Origin of the sequence: Pseudactinotalea terrae (genome assembly GCF_009733845.1) — a bacterium.
Lineage (GTDB): Bacteria > Actinomycetota > Actinomycetes > Actinomycetales > Beutenbergiaceae > Pseudactinotalea > Pseudactinotalea terrae.
Map to the genome: position 1 here is coordinate 70,092 of NZ_WNXZ01000009.1, position 18,863 is coordinate 88,954.

At 68.4% G+C, this 18,863-nt stretch carries 14 protein-coding genes; 8 read left to right on the plus strand and 6 right to left on the minus strand.

The genetic code is table 11. From position 1 onward, the window contains the following. Nucleotides 1-49 precede the first annotated feature (49 nt). The 6 genes from GPA03_RS22495 (at nt 50) to GPA03_RS21090 (ending at nt 6,850) form a co-directional block, all read left to right on the plus strand. Nucleotides 50-889 (plus strand): SDR family NAD(P)-dependent oxidoreductase, encoded by an 840-nt coding sequence (locus tag GPA03_RS22495; protein WP_162458460.1) that lies wholly within the window; start codon nt 50-52, stop codon nt 887-889. Further along, a complete protein-coding gene (locus GPA03_RS21070) occupies nt 886-2,376 on the plus strand; it encodes an AMP-binding protein (RefSeq protein ID WP_162458461.1) in 1,491 nt (496 codons plus the stop codon). The genes GPA03_RS22495 and GPA03_RS21070 overlap by 4 nt, the downstream gene beginning before the upstream one ends. 79 nt (nt 2,377-2,455) lie before the next feature. Further along, the gene (locus tag GPA03_RS21075) at nt 2,456-3,475 is read left to right on the plus strand and encodes a ketopantoate reductase family protein (protein WP_156254030.1); all 1,020 of its coding nucleotides are present in this window, start codon (nt 2,456-2,458) and stop codon (nt 3,473-3,475) included. Nucleotides 3,476-3,678: 203 nt separating this feature from the next. Continuing rightward, on the plus strand, nt 3,679-4,977 hold the full coding sequence (locus GPA03_RS21080) for an ABC transporter substrate-binding protein (protein ID WP_156254031.1): 1,299 nt from the start codon (nt 3,679-3,681) through the stop codon (nt 4,975-4,977). Nucleotides 4,978-4,980: 3 nt separating this feature from the next. Continuing rightward, nucleotides 4,981-5,937 carry a carbohydrate ABC transporter permease gene (locus GPA03_RS21085; protein ID WP_156254032.1) on the plus strand — a complete coding sequence of 319 codons (957 nt, stop codon included), beginning with the start codon at nt 4,981-4,983 and terminating at the stop codon, nt 5,935-5,937. Nucleotides 5,938-5,995: 58 nt separating this feature from the next. Then, nucleotides 5,996-6,850, plus strand: coding sequence for a carbohydrate ABC transporter permease (locus GPA03_RS21090; RefSeq protein WP_241681433.1), 855 nt, complete (start codon nt 5,996-5,998; stop codon nt 6,848-6,850). Nucleotides 6,851-7,093: 243 nt separating this feature from the next. Here the strand turns inward: GPA03_RS21090 and GPA03_RS21095 are convergent, their stop codons facing one another. The 4 genes from GPA03_RS21095 to GPA03_RS21110 form a co-directional block, all read right to left on the minus strand. Then, nucleotides 7,094-8,407 (minus strand): alkaline phosphatase family protein, encoded by a 1,314-nt coding sequence (locus GPA03_RS21095; protein ID WP_156254034.1) that lies wholly within the window; start codon nt 8,405-8,407, stop codon nt 7,094-7,096. A 32-nt stretch (nt 8,408-8,439) separates the two neighbouring features. Beyond that, entirely contained in the window at nt 8,440-9,828 is a 1,389-nt protein-coding gene (locus GPA03_RS21100; protein ID WP_156254035.1) for an extracellular solute-binding protein, read from the minus strand. Between the two features lie 92 nt (nt 9,829-9,920). Then, nucleotides 9,921-10,868 (minus strand): carbohydrate ABC transporter permease, encoded by a 948-nt coding sequence (locus tag GPA03_RS21105; RefSeq protein WP_156254036.1) that lies wholly within the window; start codon nt 10,866-10,868, stop codon nt 9,921-9,923. Then, nucleotides 10,865-11,794 carry a carbohydrate ABC transporter permease gene (locus GPA03_RS21110; protein WP_156254037.1) on the minus strand — a complete coding sequence of 310 codons (930 nt, stop codon included), beginning with the start codon at nt 11,792-11,794 and terminating at the stop codon, nt 10,865-10,867. The genes GPA03_RS21105 and GPA03_RS21110 overlap by 4 nt, the downstream gene beginning before the upstream one ends. Nucleotides 11,795-12,181: 387 nt before the next feature. On the opposite strand from GPA03_RS21110, the gene ileS reads away from it, so the two are divergent. Together ileS and GPA03_RS21120 are read left to right on the plus strand one after the other, a co-directional pair. Beyond that, complete coding sequence (ileS, locus tag GPA03_RS21115) at nt 12,182-15,487, plus strand: isoleucine--tRNA ligase (protein WP_156254038.1); 3,306 nt, start codon at nt 12,182-12,184, stop codon at nt 15,485-15,487. Beyond that, nucleotides 15,484-16,878 carry a bifunctional folylpolyglutamate synthase/dihydrofolate synthase gene (locus GPA03_RS21120; RefSeq protein ID WP_156254039.1) on the plus strand — a complete coding sequence of 465 codons (1,395 nt, stop codon included), beginning with the start codon at nt 15,484-15,486 and terminating at the stop codon, nt 16,876-16,878. The genes ileS and GPA03_RS21120 overlap by 4 nt, the downstream gene beginning before the upstream one ends. A gap of 99 nt (nt 16,879-16,977) precedes the next feature. On the opposite strand, the gene GPA03_RS21125 is transcribed toward GPA03_RS21120, so the two are convergent. Beyond that, on the minus strand, nt 16,978-17,811 hold the full coding sequence (locus GPA03_RS21125; protein WP_156254040.1) for a carbohydrate ABC transporter permease: 834 nt from the start codon (nt 17,809-17,811) through the stop codon (nt 16,978-16,980). Next, nucleotides 17,808-18,794, minus strand: a complete 987-nt coding sequence (locus GPA03_RS21130; protein ID WP_156254041.1) for a carbohydrate ABC transporter permease — start codon at nt 18,792-18,794, stop codon at nt 17,808-17,810. The genes GPA03_RS21125 and GPA03_RS21130 overlap by 4 nt, the downstream gene beginning before the upstream one ends. Nucleotides 18,795-18,863: the final 69 nt, after the last annotated feature.

Consider the following 18,863-nt stretch of genomic DNA (forward strand, 5'->3'; position numbering starts at 1 on the left):
CTCTTTCTCTCTCGCAGCTGTCAGCCTAGGACTACGCGAGAATGTGCGCATGACGCGCTCGCCTGTCGGCACCCTGCTGGGCATGCGCCCGCACGCGGTGGACAGCGAGGCGCTGCGTCGCACGGTCGGCGGCCGCCTCGTGGTGATCACCGGGGCCTCCCGCGGGATCGGGCGGGCCGTGGCACTGCGGTGCGCGGCCGCCGGTGCGCACGTGCTGCTGCTCGCGCGGGATGCGGCGGCGCTCGCGAGCGTGGCCGGCGAGGTCCGCTCGGCAGGTGGCGAGGCCACCGTGCACGCGGTCGACCTGCGCGACCTCGAGGCCGCGACAGCTGCGGGGGAGCGAATCGTCGCCGAGCACGGCGCACCCGCGCTGCTGGTCTCGAACGCCGGCCACAGCATCCACCGCGATCTCGTGAGCTACGCCGATCGTCTCCACGACGTCACCCGCCTGGCCGGGGTCAACCTGCTCGGCCCCGTTGCGCTCGCGCTGCCGATCCTCGTGGCGATGCGACGGGCCCGGCAGGGACAGCTGATCTCGGTCGGCACGGTCGGGATGGCGCTGCCCGGACCTGGCTGGTCGGTCTACACCGCCACGAAGGCCGGGTTCGACGCCTGGTTGCGGTCGGTCTCGCCCGAGCTGGCAGCCGACGGCGTGGCCGTGACCTCGATCCACCTCCCGCTCACCCGGACCGCCATGAGTGCACCGACCTACGCGCGCACACGCCTGCCGGCGCTGTCCGCCGACGACGCCGCGACCTGGGTCTGTCGGGCCGCGCTCACCCGTGCTCGGGTCATCAGCCCGTGGTGGGGTCGTCTCGGCGCGGTGGCCACGGCAGCGTTCCCGAGCACGGCCGACCGGCTGGCCGAGGCGATCTGGCGGCGGTCGTGAGCGGCGCGCACACACCCGCCTGGCACGCGGTCCCCGATGCGGTCGAGGTGGCCGGCCAGTGGCGGCCCGCCGACATCCGCGGCTTGCCCGCGACGCTCCGCTACGGCGCAAGCCTGTCCGGTGTCGCGCTCGCTGCCGCGCGCGGGCGGCCGCGCAAGGAGCTCCTGGTCGACGACCTGGGACCGTTGTTCGGATCCGCTCTCGAGGCGGCCGTGGACAGCGTCGCGGCCGCCGTGGCTGCTGCGGTGCGGCAGGGTGCAGGCAAGGAGATCGGCGTCTGCGCAGCCAGCCACCGCGGGCTGCTGGCCGGCGTCACCGCGATCGGCGCGCTCGGCCTGGACTGCGCGCTGGTGCCGGCATCGGCGGGCAGCGAGGTGCTGGCAGCCGCCCTCGCGGACGTCGACGTCGTTCTGGTCGACGACACCACCGTGGCAGCGGTCCGCGCGGCGGCGCCTCATGCACGCGCCTTCGATGTGATCGCGCTGGCTCAGCGCTCGCCGGGCCGGTCGCTGCGTTCGGTGCCGCGGCCTCGCAAGACCGGCTCGCTGCGGCTGCTCACCTCCGGCACCACCGGCACCCCGAAGACGACCGAGCGCGGCAGCGCCGCCTTCGGGCAGCTGGCGACGCTGCTCAGCCTGATGCGTGCCCTCGACCTGCGCCGCGACGAGCCGGTCGTGGTCGCCCCGCCCCTCTCGCACGGTCATGGGCTCTTGGTGCTCACCGCGGCCCTGGTGGTCGGCGCACCCGCCGCGCTGGGCCAGGGCCGCGACGGCGCTGGTCTGATCGAGCTCATCCACAGCCACGCCGCCGGCGTGCTCGCGGTGGTGCCCGCCCAGCTGGCGATGGTGCTCGACGCGCTCGAGGCCGAGGAGGCTGCGGGGGCGCCAGGATCGGGGCTCGGATCGCTGCGGCGCATCGCGACCGGGTCCGCGCCGCTGAGTGCCGAGCTCGCCGAACGTACCCACCGGCTGCTGGGGGAGCAGCTGGTGGACTTCTACGGATCCAGCGAGGCGGGCACCGCCACGATCGCCACGCCCGAGGACCTGCGGGACGCGCCCGGCACGGTCGGCCGCCCTGCTGCGGGCGTCCGGATCGAGATCGTCGACGGCGAAGGGACGCCCCTCCCGGCGGGCGAGGTCGGTCAGGTGCGCATCACCTCGCCATGGCGCGCGACATCCGTCACCGAGCAGGAGGTCGAGGTCGGCGATCTCGGTCACCTCGACGAGAGCGGCCGGCTGTTCGTGCACGGCCGCTCCGACGGTGTCGTGGTCGTCGGCGGCCACAACGTCTCGATCATGCGTGTCCACGACTGGTTCGTCGCACAGCCCGGGGTGAGCACCGCCGTCGTGCAGGTGCTGCCGCACCCCGAGCTCGGGCACGAGCTCAGCGTCGAGGTGACGGGAGAGGCAGATCCTGCCGACCTGGCAGCCCGGGCGCTCGAGGAGCTCGGCTCGGCGGCGGCGCCGCGGCGCGTCGAGCGGGTCTGAGGCAGCACCAGGGGGCGCGCGCACCCCGGACGTGGACGCCGGCTGCCGCACCTGCCCCGGATCCGGCAGAGTGAGCCCCATGAGATACGTGATCATCGGTGCGGGTGCGATCGGCTCCGGCGTGGGCGGGCTGCTCGCCGACGCAGGTGCCCAGGTGCTGCTGGTGGCTCGGGGCGACCACCTCGCGACCATGCGTGAGGGTGGACTCACCGTGCGGATGCCCGACGGCGTGATCACCTGTCGACCGGAGGTCGCCGCGGAGCCGGCGGAGGTCGAGCTCCGGAGCGACGACGTGCTCGTCCTCACGACCAAGACCCACCAGGCGGCAGCCGCCCTGGCCGCATGGGCGGACGCGCCTGTGCACGATGCGGGCGAGGTGATCGGCACGGCGGGGGAGCGGTTGCCGCTGCTCACCGCGCTGAACGGCGTCGCCTCCGAGGAGATCGCGCTGCGGTGGTTCGCACGGGTCCACGGGGTCTGCGTGTGGATGCCCGCGGTTCTTGCTCAGCCCGGCGAGGTGATCGTCCGCTGCGCGCCGGTGCGAGCCGTCCTGCACACGGCGCGCTACCCCGCGTCGTTGGCCGACGACGGCGATGCCGCCTTCCTCGGTGAGCTTGCCGAGGAGTGGCGCCGGGCGGGCATCGAGGTCCCGACCCCCGAGGACGTCATGCCCTGGAAGTACCGCAAGCTCCTGAGCAACCTCGGCAATGCCGTGCAGGCGATCCTCGGCGACGGCCACAAGGGCGAGGACGTCGCCGAGGCGGCGCGTGCCGAGGCGCGCGAGCTGTACGCAGCGGCAGGCATCGAGATCAACTCCGAGGACTCCGAGCGAAACTCCCGGAACCAGCTCACCGTGGCGCCCGTTCCCGGCGCGCCCGAGCGGATGGGTGGCTCGACCTGGCAGTCGTTGCAGCGTGGCACCGGCTCGGCCGAGACCGACTATCTCAACGGTGAGATCGTTGCGATCGCCCACCGCCTCGGGCGTTCCGCACCGGTCAACTCGGCCCTCGCCACCCTCGTGCGGGCGGCGGCCGTCAGCGGGACGAAGCCGGGAGCGATGACGGCCGACGAGCTCCGCCGCGCGGTGTCACCGGGCTGACGCCGGAGTTCCATGTGAACAGAAACGAAAGGTCATGACCTGGTGGCAAGTGGCTGCAACTTGCCGCTGTACCGTTTCAAATCCGGAGGTTGCCACCTAGCATGACGGCGGGTCCCCGACGCGAGCAGGGACCGTCTCTCGACAAAGACGCGAAAGGCTCCACGATGGGCACCTCACGACGACAGTTCTTGACCCTCGCTTCCATGGGCGCGGTCGGTGCAGGCCTCGGCCTCGCAGGCTGCAGCCGCGGTGGCGACGACGGCGGCGGCAACGGTGCCGGCGGTGGTGACGCGGGCGGCGGTGGTGGTGACGGCACCGCCCTGACCTTCACCTGGTGGGGCAACCCCGTTCGCAACGAGAACACCTCTGCGCTGCTCTCGGCCTACCAGGAGGCGAACCCCGAGGTCTCCATCGAGGAGCAGCCGGGCGAGTGGGCGAGCTACTGGGACCGGTTGGCGACCCAGACCGCCGGCGGCACGGCTCCCGATGTGATCCAGATGGACATGGCGTACATCAGCGAGTACGGCGCGCGCGGCGCCCTCCTCGACCTCGCCGAGCACGGCATCGACGTCTCGAAGTTCGTCGAGGGCACGGCCGACTCCGGCGACTTGGAGGGCCAGACCTTCGGCGTCAACGCGGGTATCAACACGCCCACGGTGATGGTCCGCAAGGACATCCTGGACGAGCTCGGCATCGAGATGCCCGACGACACCACGTGGACGTGGGACGACTGGCTGGCGCTGGGTACCGAGATCTCGGAGGCATCCGGAGGCGAGGTCGTGGGCACCTCGACCTTTATCTCCAACGACGCGATGTTCAGCGGCTGGTTGCGGCAGCAGGGCAAGGAGCTGTTCGTCTCGGGCAACCAGCCAGGCTTCGCTGTCGAGGACGTGGTGACCTGGCTGGAGTTCCACCAGCAGTTCGCGGACGCCGGAGCGATCCCCACGGCGTCGGAGATCACCGAGGACTCCAGCGTGGCCTTCGACCAGGGCGCCTTCATCGTGGGCAACACCGCGATGAACGTGTACTGGTCGAACCAGCTGCAGGCCGTGGCCGAGGCCTCAGGCGGGGACATCGCGATGCTGCGGTTCCCGAGCATCGACGGTGACGCGACGACACGCAAGGCCTGGTACAAGGCCTCGATGCTGTGGTCGGTGTCGGCGACGACGGAGAACCCTGAAGCCGCCGTCGAGCTGATCAACTGGATCGTCAACTCGCCCGACGCCGGCGCGATCGAGCTCGCCGAGCGCGGGATCCCCGCCAACACCGAGGTGGCCGAGTCGATCTCGGCGGATCTGTCGGAGAACCAGCAGCGGGTGCTGCAGTTCATCAACGACATCGTTCCCGAGCTGGGCGACACCCCGATCGCGCCCCCGCCCGGCGGTGGTCAGTTCGGCACCCTGCTGTTCCGCTATGCGACCGACATGCTGTTCGGGAACATCGACGCCGCCGGCGCGGCTCAGGGGTTCTACGACGAGCTCGTCGCGTCGCTCGGTGGCTGATTCATGAGTGCGATCTCCGAGCTCTCGAAGCTGAAGACACGGCGGGCGCGGACGCCGGAGGAGCGGGCTGCGGCTCGCAAGGAGGCGGGTCGGGACAACAAGGCCGGCTACCTGTTCCTGCTGCCGTGGCTCGTGGGCCTGTTCGCCTTCACGTTGGGCCCGATGCTGGCGTCGTTGTACCTGTCGCTGACCGACTACAACCTCATCCAGACACCGGAGTTCATCGGGCTGGACAACTATGCGCGGATGCTGGAGGACGCTCGGCTGCACAAGTCGTTGCAGGTGACCTTCACCTATGTGGTGGTCGGTGTGCCCGCGCAGCTGGCGTTGGCGCTGGCGATCGCGTTGCTGCTAGACAAGGGCATGCGGGGGTTGGCGTTCTACCGGTCGGTGTTCTATCTGCCCTCGATGCTGGGCGGGTCGGTCGCCATCGCGCTGTTGTGGCGGCAGATCTTCGGCACCGGGGGCCTGGTGAACCAGGTCCTGCAGCTGCTCGGGATCGACGCCACGACCGGCTACGTGTCCGATCCGGACTACGCGTTGTGGACGCTGATCCTGCTGCACGTGTGGACGTTCGGATCCCCGATGGTGATCTTCCTGGCGGGGCTGCGACAGATCCCGGGGATGTACTACGAGGCGGCGGCGCTGGACGGGGCGAACAAGCGCAAGCAGTTCGTGAGGATCACGTTGCCGCTGCTGTCGCCGATCATCTTCTTCAACCTGGTGCTGCAGCTCATCGGGGCGTTCCAGTCCTTCACGCAGGCATTCATCGTCTCCAACGGCACCGGCGGGCCATCTGACTCGACGTTGTTCTACACGTTGTATCTCTACGACCGGGGATGGGCGAATTTCCAGATGGGATACGCCTCGGCGATGGCCTGGCTGTTGCTGGTCATCATCGGCATCTTCACCGCCGTGAACTTCTTCGCTGCCAAGTACTGGGTCTTCTACGATGACTGAGCCGACGACGACGGAACGGGCCACCGAGCCGATGACTGAGGATGCTGCGGACGAGCCGATGAGAGCGCCTGGCGCGAGTCGGTCGGGTTCGGTGGGCCGTTCATTGCTCAAGCATGTGCTGCTGATCGCCGCGAGCCTGGCGATGATCTACCCGTTGGTGTGGATGCTCGTGTCTTCGCTGCGGCCCACCGAGGTGATCTTCCGGACCCCGGGGTTGTGGTTGAACGAGCTGTACGTGGACAACTACATCTACGGCTGGACCGCGCTTGCGCGGCCGTTCGACTGGTACATCGTCAACTCCGGGATCGTGGTGCTGGGTGCGATCGCGGGAAACCTGATCGCGTGCTCGCTGGCGGCGTACGCGTTCGCCCGGTTGCGGTTCCGGCTCAAGACGCTGTGGTTCGCGATCATGCTGATGACGATCATGCTGCCCTACCACGTGGTCGTGGTGCCGCAGTACATCCTGTTCAACAACCTGGACATGGTGAACACGTTCCTGCCGTTGGTGCTGCCCAAGTTCTTGGCCACCGATGCGTTCTTCGTGTTCTTGATGGTGCAGTTCATCCGCGGGATCCCCACCGAGCTCGACGAGGCCGCCCGCATCGATGGTGCGGGCCACGTCCGCATCTTCGGGCAGGTGCTGATCCCGCTGATGATCCCGGCGCTGGCCACCACCGCGATCTTCACCTTCATCTGGACCTGGAGCGACTTCTTCACCTCGCTGATCTACCTGACCAGCCCAGACATGTACACGGTCCCGATCGCATTGCGGTCGTTCCTGGACGCCACCTCCGGCAGCAACTGGGGCGCCATGTTCGCGATGTCCATCGTCTCCCTCGTGCCCATGTTCCTGGCCTTCCTCTTCGGCCAGAAGTACCTCGTCAAGGGCATCGCCACCACCGGCGGTAAGTAGCCCGGAACGGGCGAGCCTGACACGCGCTGCCCCGGTACAGGTTGCGGAACCCGCCGTGGTGGTGGGTTCCGCAACGCTGCCGTCCGCGATGCGTTGCGGGGCTGGCCGTTGTGGTCGCTTCCACAACGGCGGCGCGTCCTCGGCGTTGCCATACGCGGCGTTGCGATCACTTCCGCAACATCCGGGTGAACGCAGAAGCGCCGCGTGAGGACTGCTCCTCACGCGGCGCTTCTTCGTGCGCGCTCAGACCGGCTGCGCTGCCTTCACCAGCAGCTCGTCCAGGACCGCGCCCTCGGCGGCCGGGAGCTCGATCCCGAGCAGCGCGGCGAACGTGGGGGCCTCGTCGAGCATGCTGCGACGGCCGGCATCGGCGCCGGGGGTGAACCCCGGCCCGGTGCCGATGAACACCGGCTGGCCACCGTGCCGCGGCGCGTGCCCGTGGTTGCCGATGTACGGCGGGAAGTCGTCGTCGCCCTTGCGCACGATCGGCCGACGACCCAGGACCATGCCCACGATGACGCCTGGCTCGGACTCCACCACGTAGTCGAACGGGCCGTCGAGCCCGTAGTCGCGCAGCGACTCCTGCGAGGTCCAGAACTTCTCGATCCGGTACTCCTGGTTCTCCTCGATCTCCGCGAGCAGGGCCGCCACCTCGGCGCGACGCTCCGGGGTGATGTCATCGGCGAGGAACAGCTGACCCGAGAACCCGGCACCGAGGCAGAACACGTCGTAGTCCACCAGCCTGCCCTCGCCGTCGGTGCGCAGGAACCCGCGCTCAGCGAAGATCGAGTTGAGGTTGGTGTGCTGCTCGGTGTCGAGATGCCCGTGGTCGGAGACCAGCACGATGTTGGTCGACTCCAGGTCGCCGTTGTCGGTGAGCGCCTGCAGGAAGGTGCCCAGCGTGGCGTCCACCTCCCGCAGCGCCTGCTCGACGTGCGGGCCGTAGCTGCCACCCGCATGGCGAGCGGAGTCCACCTCCACCAGGTGCACGAACATCACATCGGGACGCTCGTGGCGCAGGATCTGCTCCGAGACGTGGTTGACGAACGGGAAGTAGTTGCGCTTCGGTCCCTCGATCACCTTGTCCAGGTTCGGCAGGATGTAGCGCTCGAGGCTCGCCTCGTTCGTCGTCTTCCGGTACTGGTCCTCCAGACCGTCGAAGACCTGCGGGCTGGCGATCTCCGGCACCAGCCAGTCGACGTCGCGCTCGTTGCCTGTCACCGGCCACTGCACGGCGGCGACGCTCAGCCCCGCGGCCTTCGCGGCCTCGAAGATGGTCGGCACGCGGATCATCTCCGCGTTCCAGAACCACTCAGACCTATCACCGTTCCCGGGCTGGAACTGCAGGTTGTTGAAGATCCCGCTCCGTGCCGGCGGGCAACCGGTGGTCTGTGCCGTGTGGTTCGGGTACGTCACCGAGGGGTAGATCCCCTCGATCTCGGCGACAGCCGCTCGCTCAAGGATCTGAGCGAATGCCGGCAGCGTCGCGGCGAACGGGATGTCGTCGGTGTGCATCGCGTCGACGGACACCACCAACAGCTTGTGAGGTGTGCTCACGGTCCCCTGCTCTCTCTCGGGTGGGGTGTCGGTCAGGAGACGCCGAGGGCCTCGAGGTCCTCGCGGTTGTCCTCGAGAAGCTCTTCGTAGCTGGCGCGCAGGGTGTCGATCGTCGTCTGGACGTCGGCGTTGTCACCGGCGATCGAGGCGAAGGCCTGGCTCAGTGCAGCGGTGCCGGACTGGAACCAGTTCACCGGTGCCACCGTCTTGGCGTTCGGGAGCTGCTCGATCGCGACCGTGAAGTTGGAGTTGCTGGCGTGCAGCTCGACGACCGCGGGCTCCTCGACGGCGGCCTGCACGATCGGGACGTAGCCCGAGTCGATGTGCCACTGGCCGGACATCTCCGGGCTCGCGAGGAACTTGAGGAGAGCCGCGGTGGCGTCCTGGCGCTCCTGCGACTCGGTACGGACCAGCGAGAAGCCCGAACCACCCGTCGGCACCGTCGGCGGCTGGTTGACCTCGCCGGGCATGAAGGCGGCACCGAGCTCGAAGTCGACAGCCTCGGTCAGGCCACGCATCGACGCGGTCGAGCCGTGCACGGCTGCGACCAGCCCGGTCTGGAAGTCGGTGTGCCCCGCCTGCGCGAGGTAGGCGTTGCCGTCGGTGTGCACCCACTCCTTGGCGAAGGTCATCAGCTCCTTGACCTTGGCCTCGTCGGGCATCACGTCGAAACCCTCGGACCACACGCCGTCGAACGCCCACAGCCACGAGTTGGCGAACCATGCGTCCCCGGACCCGTAGGCGAACGTCTTCACGGCCTGGCCCGAGCTCTGGACCGAGGCGATCTCAGGACCGAACTCCCGCAGCTGCGACCAGGTGTACTGGGTGTCGACGGGGAGCCCGAGGTCCTTGAAGAGCGTCTTGTTGTAGTAGAAGAGCGGGTTCGACCGCGCGAACGGGACCACGTAGGTCTCGTCGCCCGCCTTGCCCTCGCCGACGTAGCTCTGCAGGTAGATGTCGAGGTTCCACTCGTCGTCGAAGTGCTGGTCGAGCGGAGCGAGGGCGTTGGCGAAGTAGAACTGGATCCACTGCATCTCCGGGAAGCACACCATGTCGGGCACCGCCTTCGCCTGGAGCGCCGCGGTGAACGCCGTGTTGAGGTCGTCGTAGCCGCCGACGGACTCGATCGCGGCGTAGATGTCGCTCTGGGAGTCGTTGAACTGGGTGAACAGCTTCGACACGCCCTCGAACAGCCCGCCGGTCCAGGGGGCCCAGAACAGGATGTTGGTGCGGCCCTGGTACTGCGAGGGGATCTCGGCGAGCGCCGCTTGCCTCATGTCGGAGCGGATGTTGCTGCCCGCAACGTCGTTGCCGCTGCCGGCGTCGCTCGTCGGCACGGTGCAGGCCGCCAGCGCGGCGGCCCCTGCACCCATGCCCATCATGGTGAGCAGGCGGCGGCGGGAAAGAATGAGAGAAGACATGCGGGTCGTGCTCCTTGGGTAGGGGTGTGAGGCGGGATGGGGTCTGGGGCGCTGCCCCAGCGGTGAGCACGGGGGCGGAGCCCCCGTGTGGGTCAGCCCTTGAGGGCGCCCGAGACGATGCCGCCGATGATGCGGCGCTGGGCAAGGAAGAAGAGGATGAGCATCGGGGCCGCGACGATCACGGTGCCGGCCATCACGGGCCCCCAGGAGTCGTAGCCCTCCTGGCTGCGCAGGAACATCAGCCCGATCGGGAGCGTGCGCATGTCCGCGGTCGATGTGACGATCAGTGGCCACACGAAGTCGTTCCACTTGCCGATCATCACGATCAGCGTGGCCGTGAGGATCATCGGCTGGCAGATGGGCGCGACGACGTTCCACATCCGGCGGATGTGGCCCGCGCCGTCGATCTTCGCGGCGTCGACCAGCTCACCAGGCACCTGGCGCATCTGCTGGAAGAGCAGGAACATCGCGAATGCTGAGCCGATGCCCGGCAGGATCAGTCCCTGGTAGGTGTTGAGCCAGCCCAGGCCCGCCACGGTGATGTAGTTGACGAGCAGCGTGATGTGCCCGGGGAGCATCAGCGAGCCGACCATGATCGCGAAGATCACCATCTTGCCGCGGAAGCGCACGAACGCGAACGCATAGGCAGAGAGCAGGGCCACTCCGATCTCCAGCGCGGTGCCGACCACCGTGGTGATGATCGAGTTCCGCAGGAACGCACCGAACGGGGCCGAGGTCCACGCGTCCGCGAAGTTGCTCCACTCGAGCGAGCTCGGGATCCAGGTGAGGGGGAAGGTGTAGATCTCCCCTTCGGGCTTGAGGGAGGAGCTGAACAGCCAGTAGATCGGGATGGCGAAGACCGCGAACACGAACCCCATGAGGATGTAGAGGGCGATGGTCATCGGGCGCGAGCGCCGTGCTGCGGGCCGGCGGTCCCGGGCCGGGCGTAGGCCGAGTGACTCCTGCCGGGGCTCGGTCGCGGTGCTGTCGTCGGCCGCGGGGATGTCGGCGGTGACCGGTCGGGGCGAGGTGAGGGTCATGAGTAGTGGACCTGCTTCGATGCGTACCGGGTCTGGACGAGGGTCACGACGAGCAGCAGCGCGAACATCACCGTGGCGGTGGCTGCGGACGTGCCGATGTCGAACTCCACGAACGCCTGGTCGTAGATCAGCCAAGGGAGCGTGGTGCTCGAGGTGCCGGGGCCGCCGTTGGTGAGGGTCGCGATGATGTCGAAGGTCTGCGCGGCGGCGATGATGCCCGTGACGGTCAGGAAGAACGTGATCGGGCTGAGCAGCGGCAGCGTCATGGAGCGGAACAGCTTCCAGCCCGTGGCGCCGTCGAGTGCGGCTGCTTCGAAGATGTCCTTGGGCAGGTCGAGGATCGCCGCGTAGTAGATGATCGCGACGAATCCCAGGCGCTGCCACGCGTAGGCGATCACGATCGCCCAGAGCGAGAAGTCGGAGGTCGTGGTCCACTTCGGTGAGTCCGCCCCGAACATCTCGAAGAACCAGCGGCTCAAGCCGTAGTTCGGGTCGAAGAGGAACAGCCAGAGCACACCGACCGCGGCGCCGGGGAGCATGTGCGGCGCGAACGCGATCGTGCGGACCAGGCCCGACATGCGGAGCCGTTGTGCGAGCAGGCCACCGATCGCCAGGCCGCCGATCATGGTGCCGGCCACGGTGAACAGCACGAAGATCGCGGTGTTCCGCAGCGCCTCCATCAGCAGCGAGCCCGGCTGGAACAGGTCGAGGTAGTTCTCGAGCCCCACGAGCACCGGGGCCGGCTGCACGAAGTCCCAGTCGGTGAAGCTGAGAACCAGGTTGTAGAGCGTGGGGTAGTAGCCGAACACGATGATCGCCGCCAGGTTCGGGACGATGAGTGCCCAGAACAGGAGGCCCTCGCGGAGGACGAACCTGGTGTGCGCCGCCGACTTTCGTCGGGCTGGCGTGCGAGCGAGCGCAGTCATTCCTGCTTGCCCCCGGTGGGTTGTGGTGGAGTGGAGCGGCCAGGGACCAGGCAAGTGCGCTCCGGTGGACGCGAGTCGACACGGACATGACGGCCAGGGGGCGAAGTGGCGAAGTACGCGTGACGAGCGTGCCGACCGGCCGCGGCGTATCATGGCCGCACAGGCATCGACCCGGCTATCACCGGTGAGCCTCCGGAAGAACCGCGTCGCAGCATCATCGTGGCGCTCAGTAGAACCGGACGGGGCAGGCCCGTGACAGCCGCAGCGGAGTGGTCACGCCACCTGGAACCACGGGTGAGCGGGGCAAGCGAGGTGGTACCGCGGTTCGCTCTCGGGCGGATCGTCCTCGCCGAGGCAGACCTACCACCCAGCCCCCAGAGGACCACGATGGCTACGAGCCAGAGCTCCAACAGCTACCCCCGCCACCGCGATGCCAGCCCGGCCATACCGCCGTCGGAGGACGGTGTCGTCAGCTCTCCGGACCTGCCGAGCCTCGAGACCGGCGTGCTCGACTACTGGAAGGCCGACAACACCTTCCAGGCCTCGATCGACGGCCGGTCAGCGGGGGAGAACGGCTCCAACGAGTTCGTCTTCTACGACGGCCCGCCCTACGCCAACGGCCTGCCGCACTACGGGCATCTGCTGACGGGGTACGTCAAGGACGTGGTGCCGCGCTTCCAGACGATGCTGGGGCGCCGCGTCGAGCGTCGGTTCGGGTGGGACACGCACGGCCTGCCGGTCGAGCTCGAGACCGAGCGGCTGCTGGGCATCACGGACAAGTCCGAGATCGACGAGATGGGGATCGAGGCCTTCAACAAGGAGTGCCGCCAGTCGGTCTCCCGCTACACCCAGGAGTGGGAGGACTACGTCACCCGGCAGGCCCGGTGGGTCGACTTCGAGAACGACTACCGCACGCTCGAGCCCTGGTACATGGAGTCGGTGATCTGGGCCTTCAAGCAGCTCTACGACAAGGGGCTGGCCTACCAGGGCTACCGCGTGCTGCCCTACTGCTGGCGCGACCAGACACCACTGTCCAACCACGAGCTGCGCATGGACGACGACGTCTACCAGATGCGTCAGGACCCGGCGGTGACCGTCGGGCTGCGGCTGTCCACCGGTGAGCTCGCACTCGTGTGGACCACCACCCCCTGGACGCTCCCGAGCAACCTGGCGATCGTCGTCGGGCGTGACATCGACTACGTGGTGGTGTCCTCGGACGCGACCGGCACGACCGAGCGTTATGTGCTGGCCGCGGAGCGGCTGCAGGCATACGCCCGCGAGCTGAAGAACGAAGGCGTCGACGATGTCGAGGAGCAGGTGGTCGAGCGCCTCAAGGGCGCCGACCTGCTCGAGCGCAGCTACACGCCGCCGTTCTCCTACTACCTCGGTCGCGAGAACGCGTTCCGGGTTGTCGAGGCCGACTTCGTCACCACGAGCGACGGTACCGGGCTCGTGCACACCGCCGGCGCCTTCGGCGAGGACGACAAGGTCGTGACCGACCGCGAGGGCATCGAGGCCGTGATGCCGGTCGGCGCGGACGGCAAGTTCACCGAGCCGGTGGTCGACTACGCCGGGGATCTGGTGTTCGACGCGAACCCCAAGGTGATCGCCGACCTGAAGGCGGCGACCCGCGGCGAGGCCGCGGGATCCGTCACGCCCGGCACCGTGCTGCTGCGCCAGGAGACCTACGACCACTCCTACCCGCACTGCTGGCGGTGCCGGAACCCGCTGATCTACAAGGGCGTCGAGTCGTGGTTCATCCGCGTCACCGACTTCAAGGATCGGATGGTCGCTCTCAACCAGGAGATCACCTGGGTGCCCGAGCACATCAAGGATGGTCAGTTCGGTACGTGGCTGCAGAACGCGCGCGACTGGTCGGTCTCGCGGAACCGCTACTGGGGCACCCCGATCCCGGTGTGGATGAGCGACGACCCGGAGTACCCGCGCATCGACGTGTACGGGAGCTTCGCCGAGCTCGAGGAGGCCTTCGGGGTGCCGGTCACCGACCTGCACCGGCCCTTCATCGACGAGCTGACCCGGCCCAACCCGGATGATCCGACCGGTCGCTCCACCATGCGACGGATCCCCGACATCCTCGACGTCTGGTTCGACTCCGGGTCGATGCCGTTCGCGCAGGTGCACTACCCGTTCGAGAACCAGGACTGGTTCGAGCACCACTATCCGGGTGACTTCATCGTGGAGTACATCGGGCAGACGCGCGGCTGGTTCTACACGATGCACGTGCTCGCGACCGCGTTGTTCGACCGGCAGGCGTTCCAGACCGCCATCAGCCACGGGATCGTGCTGGGCGACGACGGCCGCAAGGCCAGCAAGTCGCTGCGCAACTTCCCGGACCCGCAGGAGATGTGGGCCAGGTACGGCTCCGACGCGGTCCGGCTGTCGCTGATGGGCTCACCCGTGCTGCGGGGCGGCAACCTCATCGTGGCCGAGGAGTCGATCCGCGAGCAGGTTCGCGGGGCGCTCCTGCCCTTGTGGAACACGTGGTACTTCTTCTCGCTGTACGCCAACACCGTGGCCGACGGCGCTGGGTATGTCGCGAAGGCACCGGCAGCAGACGGCGTGGCCGGGCTCGATGTGCTCGACCGGTACGTGCTCGCCAAGACGCGTGCCTTCGCCGACGCCGCGAAGGCCGACCTCGAGGTCTACGACATCCCGGGCGCGGTGCAGAAGCTGAAGGATCACCTCGACGTCGTCACCAACTGGTACGTGCGGAACTCGCGGATGCGCTTCTGGGCCGAGGACACCCACGCGTACGACACGCTGTTCACGGTGCTGGAGGTGACGTGCCGGGTGGCGGCACCGCTCGCACCGATGGTGACCGAGGAGGTCTGGCGCGGGCTGACGGGGGAGCGGTCGGTGCACCTGACCGACTGGCCCGAAGCCGCGAACGCTGAGAGCACTGTTGACGCGACAGCTTCTGCGCTCGTGGCCGACGACGCGCTCGTGGTGGCCATGGACGCCGTGCGCGAGGTCGTCAGCGTGGCGCACGGGCTGCGCAAGTCCAACAAGCTGCGCGTGCGCCAGCCGCTGCGCTCGCTGGTGGTGGCCGTGCCGGACCCGGAGGCGCTCGCGCCGTTCGAGAACCTGATCGCGGAGGAGGTCAATCTCAAGGAGGTCCGGCTGGTCAGCGAGGCCGCCACGCCTGCGGCGGAGTACGGGCTCGTGACCACGCTGCAGGTCAACGCCCGGGCAGCAGGGCCGCGGCTCGGCAAGGACGTGCAGAAGGTTATCCAGGCCGCCCGCGCGGGCGGCTGGGAGGATCGCGACGGCGTCGTGGTCGCCGGAGGGATCACGCTGCAGGAGGGCGAGTACGCGCTGGTCACCAAGGTCGAGGACCGTCTCGGTGACTCGATCGCGGCTGCGGTGCTGCCCGGTGGTGGGTTCCTGGTGCTCGATCTCGAGCTGGACGACGAGCTCCTCGGTGATGGTTACGCCCGCGACGTGATCCGCCAGGTGCAGGATGCACGCAAGGCGGCGGGGCTGCACGTCGCTGACCGGATCACGTTGCGGCTCGCGGTGCCCGCACCATGGGCGCAGGCGGTGGCCGACCGCGCCCAGCTGATCGGCGAGGAGACGCTCGCGGTCGACGTCGGCGTGGAGTCGGCGCCGGTCCGCGACGAGGACGGCGCCGAGGGCGTCGGCATCGAGCTGGCCAAGGTCGAGCAGCCATGACCAAGAGGAACGAGGACCGGTCCGCGCTCGAGCGGGAGGCCGACGAGGTGTACCGCTCGATCCTCGCGCGTGCTCCCGAGCACCGCATCGAGCCGACGATCGCGCGCGTCGCGTCGCTGCTGGACCTGCTGGGCGACCCGCAGCGCAGCTTCCGAGCGATCCACCTCACCGGCACGAACGGCAAGACCTCGACCGCGCGGATGATCGAGAGGTTGCTGCGCGAGACGGGGCTCCGGACCGGCCGGTTCACCTCGCCGCACCTGCACAACGTGCGGGAGCGGATCGCGATCGACGGCGAGTCGATCAGCGCGGCGCAGTTCGTGGCCACGTGGCGCGACATCGAGCCGTACGTCGCGATGGTCGACGCCGAGCTCGAGTCGTCCGGTCAGGCGCGGCTGAACTTCTTCGAGGTGCTGACCGCCCTCGGGTTCGCGGCGTTCGCCGACGCGCCCGTGGAGGTCGCGGTGGTCGAGGTCGGCATGGGCGGGGAGTGGGACTCGACGAACACGCTCGACGCCGAGGTCGCCGTCTTCGCCCCGATCTCCCGGGACCACGAGCGCTGGCTCGGGCACAGCCTCGCCGAGATCGCCGAGGTGAAGTCCGGGATCATCAAGGCCACCGACCCGGCACAGGTCGTCGTGACCGCGTCGCAACCCGAGGAGGCGGCCGAGGTGATCGCGCGCGCCGCACGGGAGCGAGGCGCGCGCGTGGTGGCCGAGGGCTTCGACATCGAGGTCGCGAACCGGGTGGTCGCGGTGGGCGGCCAGCTGATCGACCTGCGGGGCACCGGCGGGCTCTACACCGAGATTTTTCTGCCGCTGCACGGCCGGCACCAGGCGCACAACGCGCTGCTCGCACTGACCGCCGTCGAGCAGTTCTTCGGCGGTGGTGCGCTGGACGCGTCGGTCGTCGAGGCAGGGTTCGCCGACGTCACCTCGCCCGCGCGCCTGGAGGTGGTGCGGCGCAGCCCGACCGTGCTGGTGGACGCCGCCCACAACCCCGGCGGTGCCGAGGCGCTGGTCGACGCCCTCGACGAGGTGTTCGCGTTCTCGCGCCTGGTCGGCGTGATCGGCGTGATGGCGGACAAGGACGCCGAGGCCATCCTGGCCGTGCTCGAACCGGTGCTGCCCGAGATCGTGGTGACCCAGGCGAGTCTCGACCGTGCCATGCCTGCTGATGAGCTCGCCGAGGTGGCCCGCGACGTCTTCGGTGAGGACCGCGTGCACGTGCAGCCCTCGCTGCCCGACGCGATCTCCCTGGCCGCCGACCTCGCCGAGCAGGGGGACGACGACCGCATCGGCTCCGGCACCGGCGTCATCGTGGCCGGCTCGGTCATCCTGGCTGCCGAGGCCCGGGCGGTGTTCGGCCGGGACAAGCCCGACGCTCGCTGACGCTCTCCGAGTGTGGCCCGACGGCTGCCCTCGGGAACGACGATCTCGGCGTGACGGAGGATCGGCTGGCTGATCCACGGACCCGGCGGGGGCGACGCGCTACTTGATGCCGGTCGTGGCGATGCCCTTCACCAGCCACCGCTGCCCGACGAGGAACGCGACGAACAGCGGGATCAGCGAGACGACCGACATGGCGAACATCGCGCCGTAGTTGGAGCTCGACTGCGCGTCGATGAATCCCTTGAGCGCTACAGACACCGTGAAGTTCTCGCGCGTGCGCAGGTAGATCAACGGTCCGAAGAAGTCGCCCCAGGTCCAGATGAAGGTGAAGATCGTGGTCGTGGCGAGTGCGGGCACCATCAGCGGCAGCGTGATACCGGCGTAGATGCGGACGTGGCCGGCGCCGTCGATGCGTGCAGCCTCGAACACCTCGCGGGGCAGCCCGCGGATGAACTGCACCATGAGGAACACGAAGAACGAGTCGAGGGCCAGGAACTTCGGGACGACCAGCGGCAGGAAGGTCTCGAGCCAGCCGAGCTCGCGGAAGATGATGAACTGCGGCACCAGCACGACGTGGAACGGCAGCATGATCGTTCCGAGCATGACGGCGAAGTAGAGGTTGCGACCGGCGAACCGGAGCCGGGCGAAGGCGTACGCCGCCAACGAGCACGACACCAGGTTGCCCAGGATGGCGCCGAGGGACAGGATCGCCGAGTTCATGAGGAACCGACTGAACGGGAGCTGCTGCGAGGTCCAGCCGTGCGTGTAGTTGTCCAGCGTGAGGTCGGTGGTGAAGATGCTGAGGTCGCTGAAGATCGTGGCGTTCGGCTTGAACGAGGACACCGTCAGCCAGATCAGCGGGTAGATCATCAGCAGCGAGAGCGCGATGAGACACACATGCTTGATCACGGAGCGGAGCTGAGACGACATCATGCCGCAGCCCCCTGTCGCTCACGGCGCTGGCGTCTGGGCGGCGCCCCCGAGTCCTCTTCGTAGAACACCCAGAACTTGGACAGCCAGAAGTTGAAGGCCGTGAACCCCGCGATGATCAGCAGCAGGAACCACGCCATCGCCGAGGCGTAGCCCATCTCGAGCTCGGTGAAGGCCTGCTGGTACAGGTACAGGGTGAAGAACATCGTCGAGTCCGAGGGGCCGCCGGTGCCGCCCGAGACGATGTACGCCTGCGTGAACGACTGGAACGCGAAGATGATCTGCAGCACCAGGTTGAAGAAGATGATCGGCGTCAGCAGCGGGAACGTGATCGAGAAGAAGCGCCGTGCCTTGCCGGCGCCGTCGACCTGCGCGGCCTCGTAGTACATCTCCGGGATCTGCCGCAGCCCCGCCAGGAAGATGATCATCGGGGATCCGAACGTCCACACGTGCAGGATGATGATCGTGATCAGCGCGTAGTCCGGGTGCGAGATCCAGCCCGGCCCCTCGATGCCGAACAGCGCGAGGAAGGCGTTGACGATGCCCTCCTTGCCGAAGACCTGCCGCCACAAGATCGAGATCGCCACCGAACCGCCCAGCAGGCTGGGCAGGTAGAAGATCGATCGGTAGAACGCCAGTCCGCGCATCCCGCGGTCGAGCAGGAGCGCGACCGCCAGCGCCAGCGCGAGCTGCAGCGGCACCGACACGAGCACGTAGACGAGCGTGACGCGCAGCGAGTTCAGGAGGCGTTCGTCCTCCATCATCCGGACGATGTTGTCAAGCCCGGCCCAGGTGGGCGGCTGCAGCAGGTTGTAGTCGGTGAACGACAGCAGCAGCGAGGCGATCATCGGCCCGATCGTGAAGACGAGGACGCCGATGAACCACGGGAGCAGGAAGAGATGGCCGGCGAGGTTGTCGGGGTTCCTGGCCTTCCCACCGCGCTTGCGCTGGCGCGCCAGCTGGCGCAACTCGCCGATGCTGCTCACGAGACCTCCATGTCGTCGCTCGCACCCACGTGAGTGCAAACGCATTCTCGAACGTAGGCCAGTATCACC

What these genes read in the sequence shown, in the direction of transcription:
- GPA03_RS22495 (WP_162458460.1), top strand. Translation starts at nt 50, where the DNA reads ATGACGCGCTCGCCTGTCGGCACCCTGCTGGGCATGCGCCCGCACGCG.
- GPA03_RS21075 (WP_156254030.1), top strand. Translation starts at nt 2,456, where the DNA reads ATGAGATACGTGATCATCGGTGCGGGTGCGATCGGCTCCGGCGTGGGC.
- GPA03_RS21080 (WP_156254031.1), top strand. Translation starts at nt 3,679, where the DNA reads ATGGGCGCGGTCGGTGCAGGCCTCGGCCTCGCAGGCTGCAGCCGCGGT.
- GPA03_RS21085 (WP_156254032.1), top strand. Translation starts at nt 4,981, where the DNA reads ATGAGTGCGATCTCCGAGCTCTCGAAGCTGAAGACACGGCGGGCGCGG.
- GPA03_RS21090 (WP_241681433.1), top strand. Translation starts at nt 5,996, where the DNA reads ATGAGAGCGCCTGGCGCGAGTCGGTCGGGTTCGGTGGGCCGTTCATTG.
- GPA03_RS21100 (WP_156254035.1), bottom strand. Translation starts at nt 9,828, where the DNA reads ATGTCTTCTCTCATTCTTTCCCGCCGCCGCCTGCTCACCATGATGGGC.
- GPA03_RS21105 (WP_156254036.1), bottom strand. Translation starts at nt 10,868, where the DNA reads ATGACCCTCACCTCGCCCCGACCGGTCACCGCCGACATCCCCGCGGCC.
- GPA03_RS21110 (WP_156254037.1), bottom strand. Translation starts at nt 11,794, where the DNA reads ATGACTGCGCTCGCTCGCACGCCAGCCCGACGAAAGTCGGCGGCGCAC.
- ileS (WP_156254038.1), top strand. Translation starts at nt 12,182, where the DNA reads ATGGCTACGAGCCAGAGCTCCAACAGCTACCCCCGCCACCGCGATGCC.
- GPA03_RS21120 (WP_156254039.1), top strand. Translation starts at nt 15,484, where the DNA reads ATGACCAAGAGGAACGAGGACCGGTCCGCGCTCGAGCGGGAGGCCGAC.
- GPA03_RS21125 (WP_156254040.1), bottom strand. Translation starts at nt 17,811, where the DNA reads ATGATGTCGTCTCAGCTCCGCTCCGTGATCAAGCATGTGTGTCTCATC.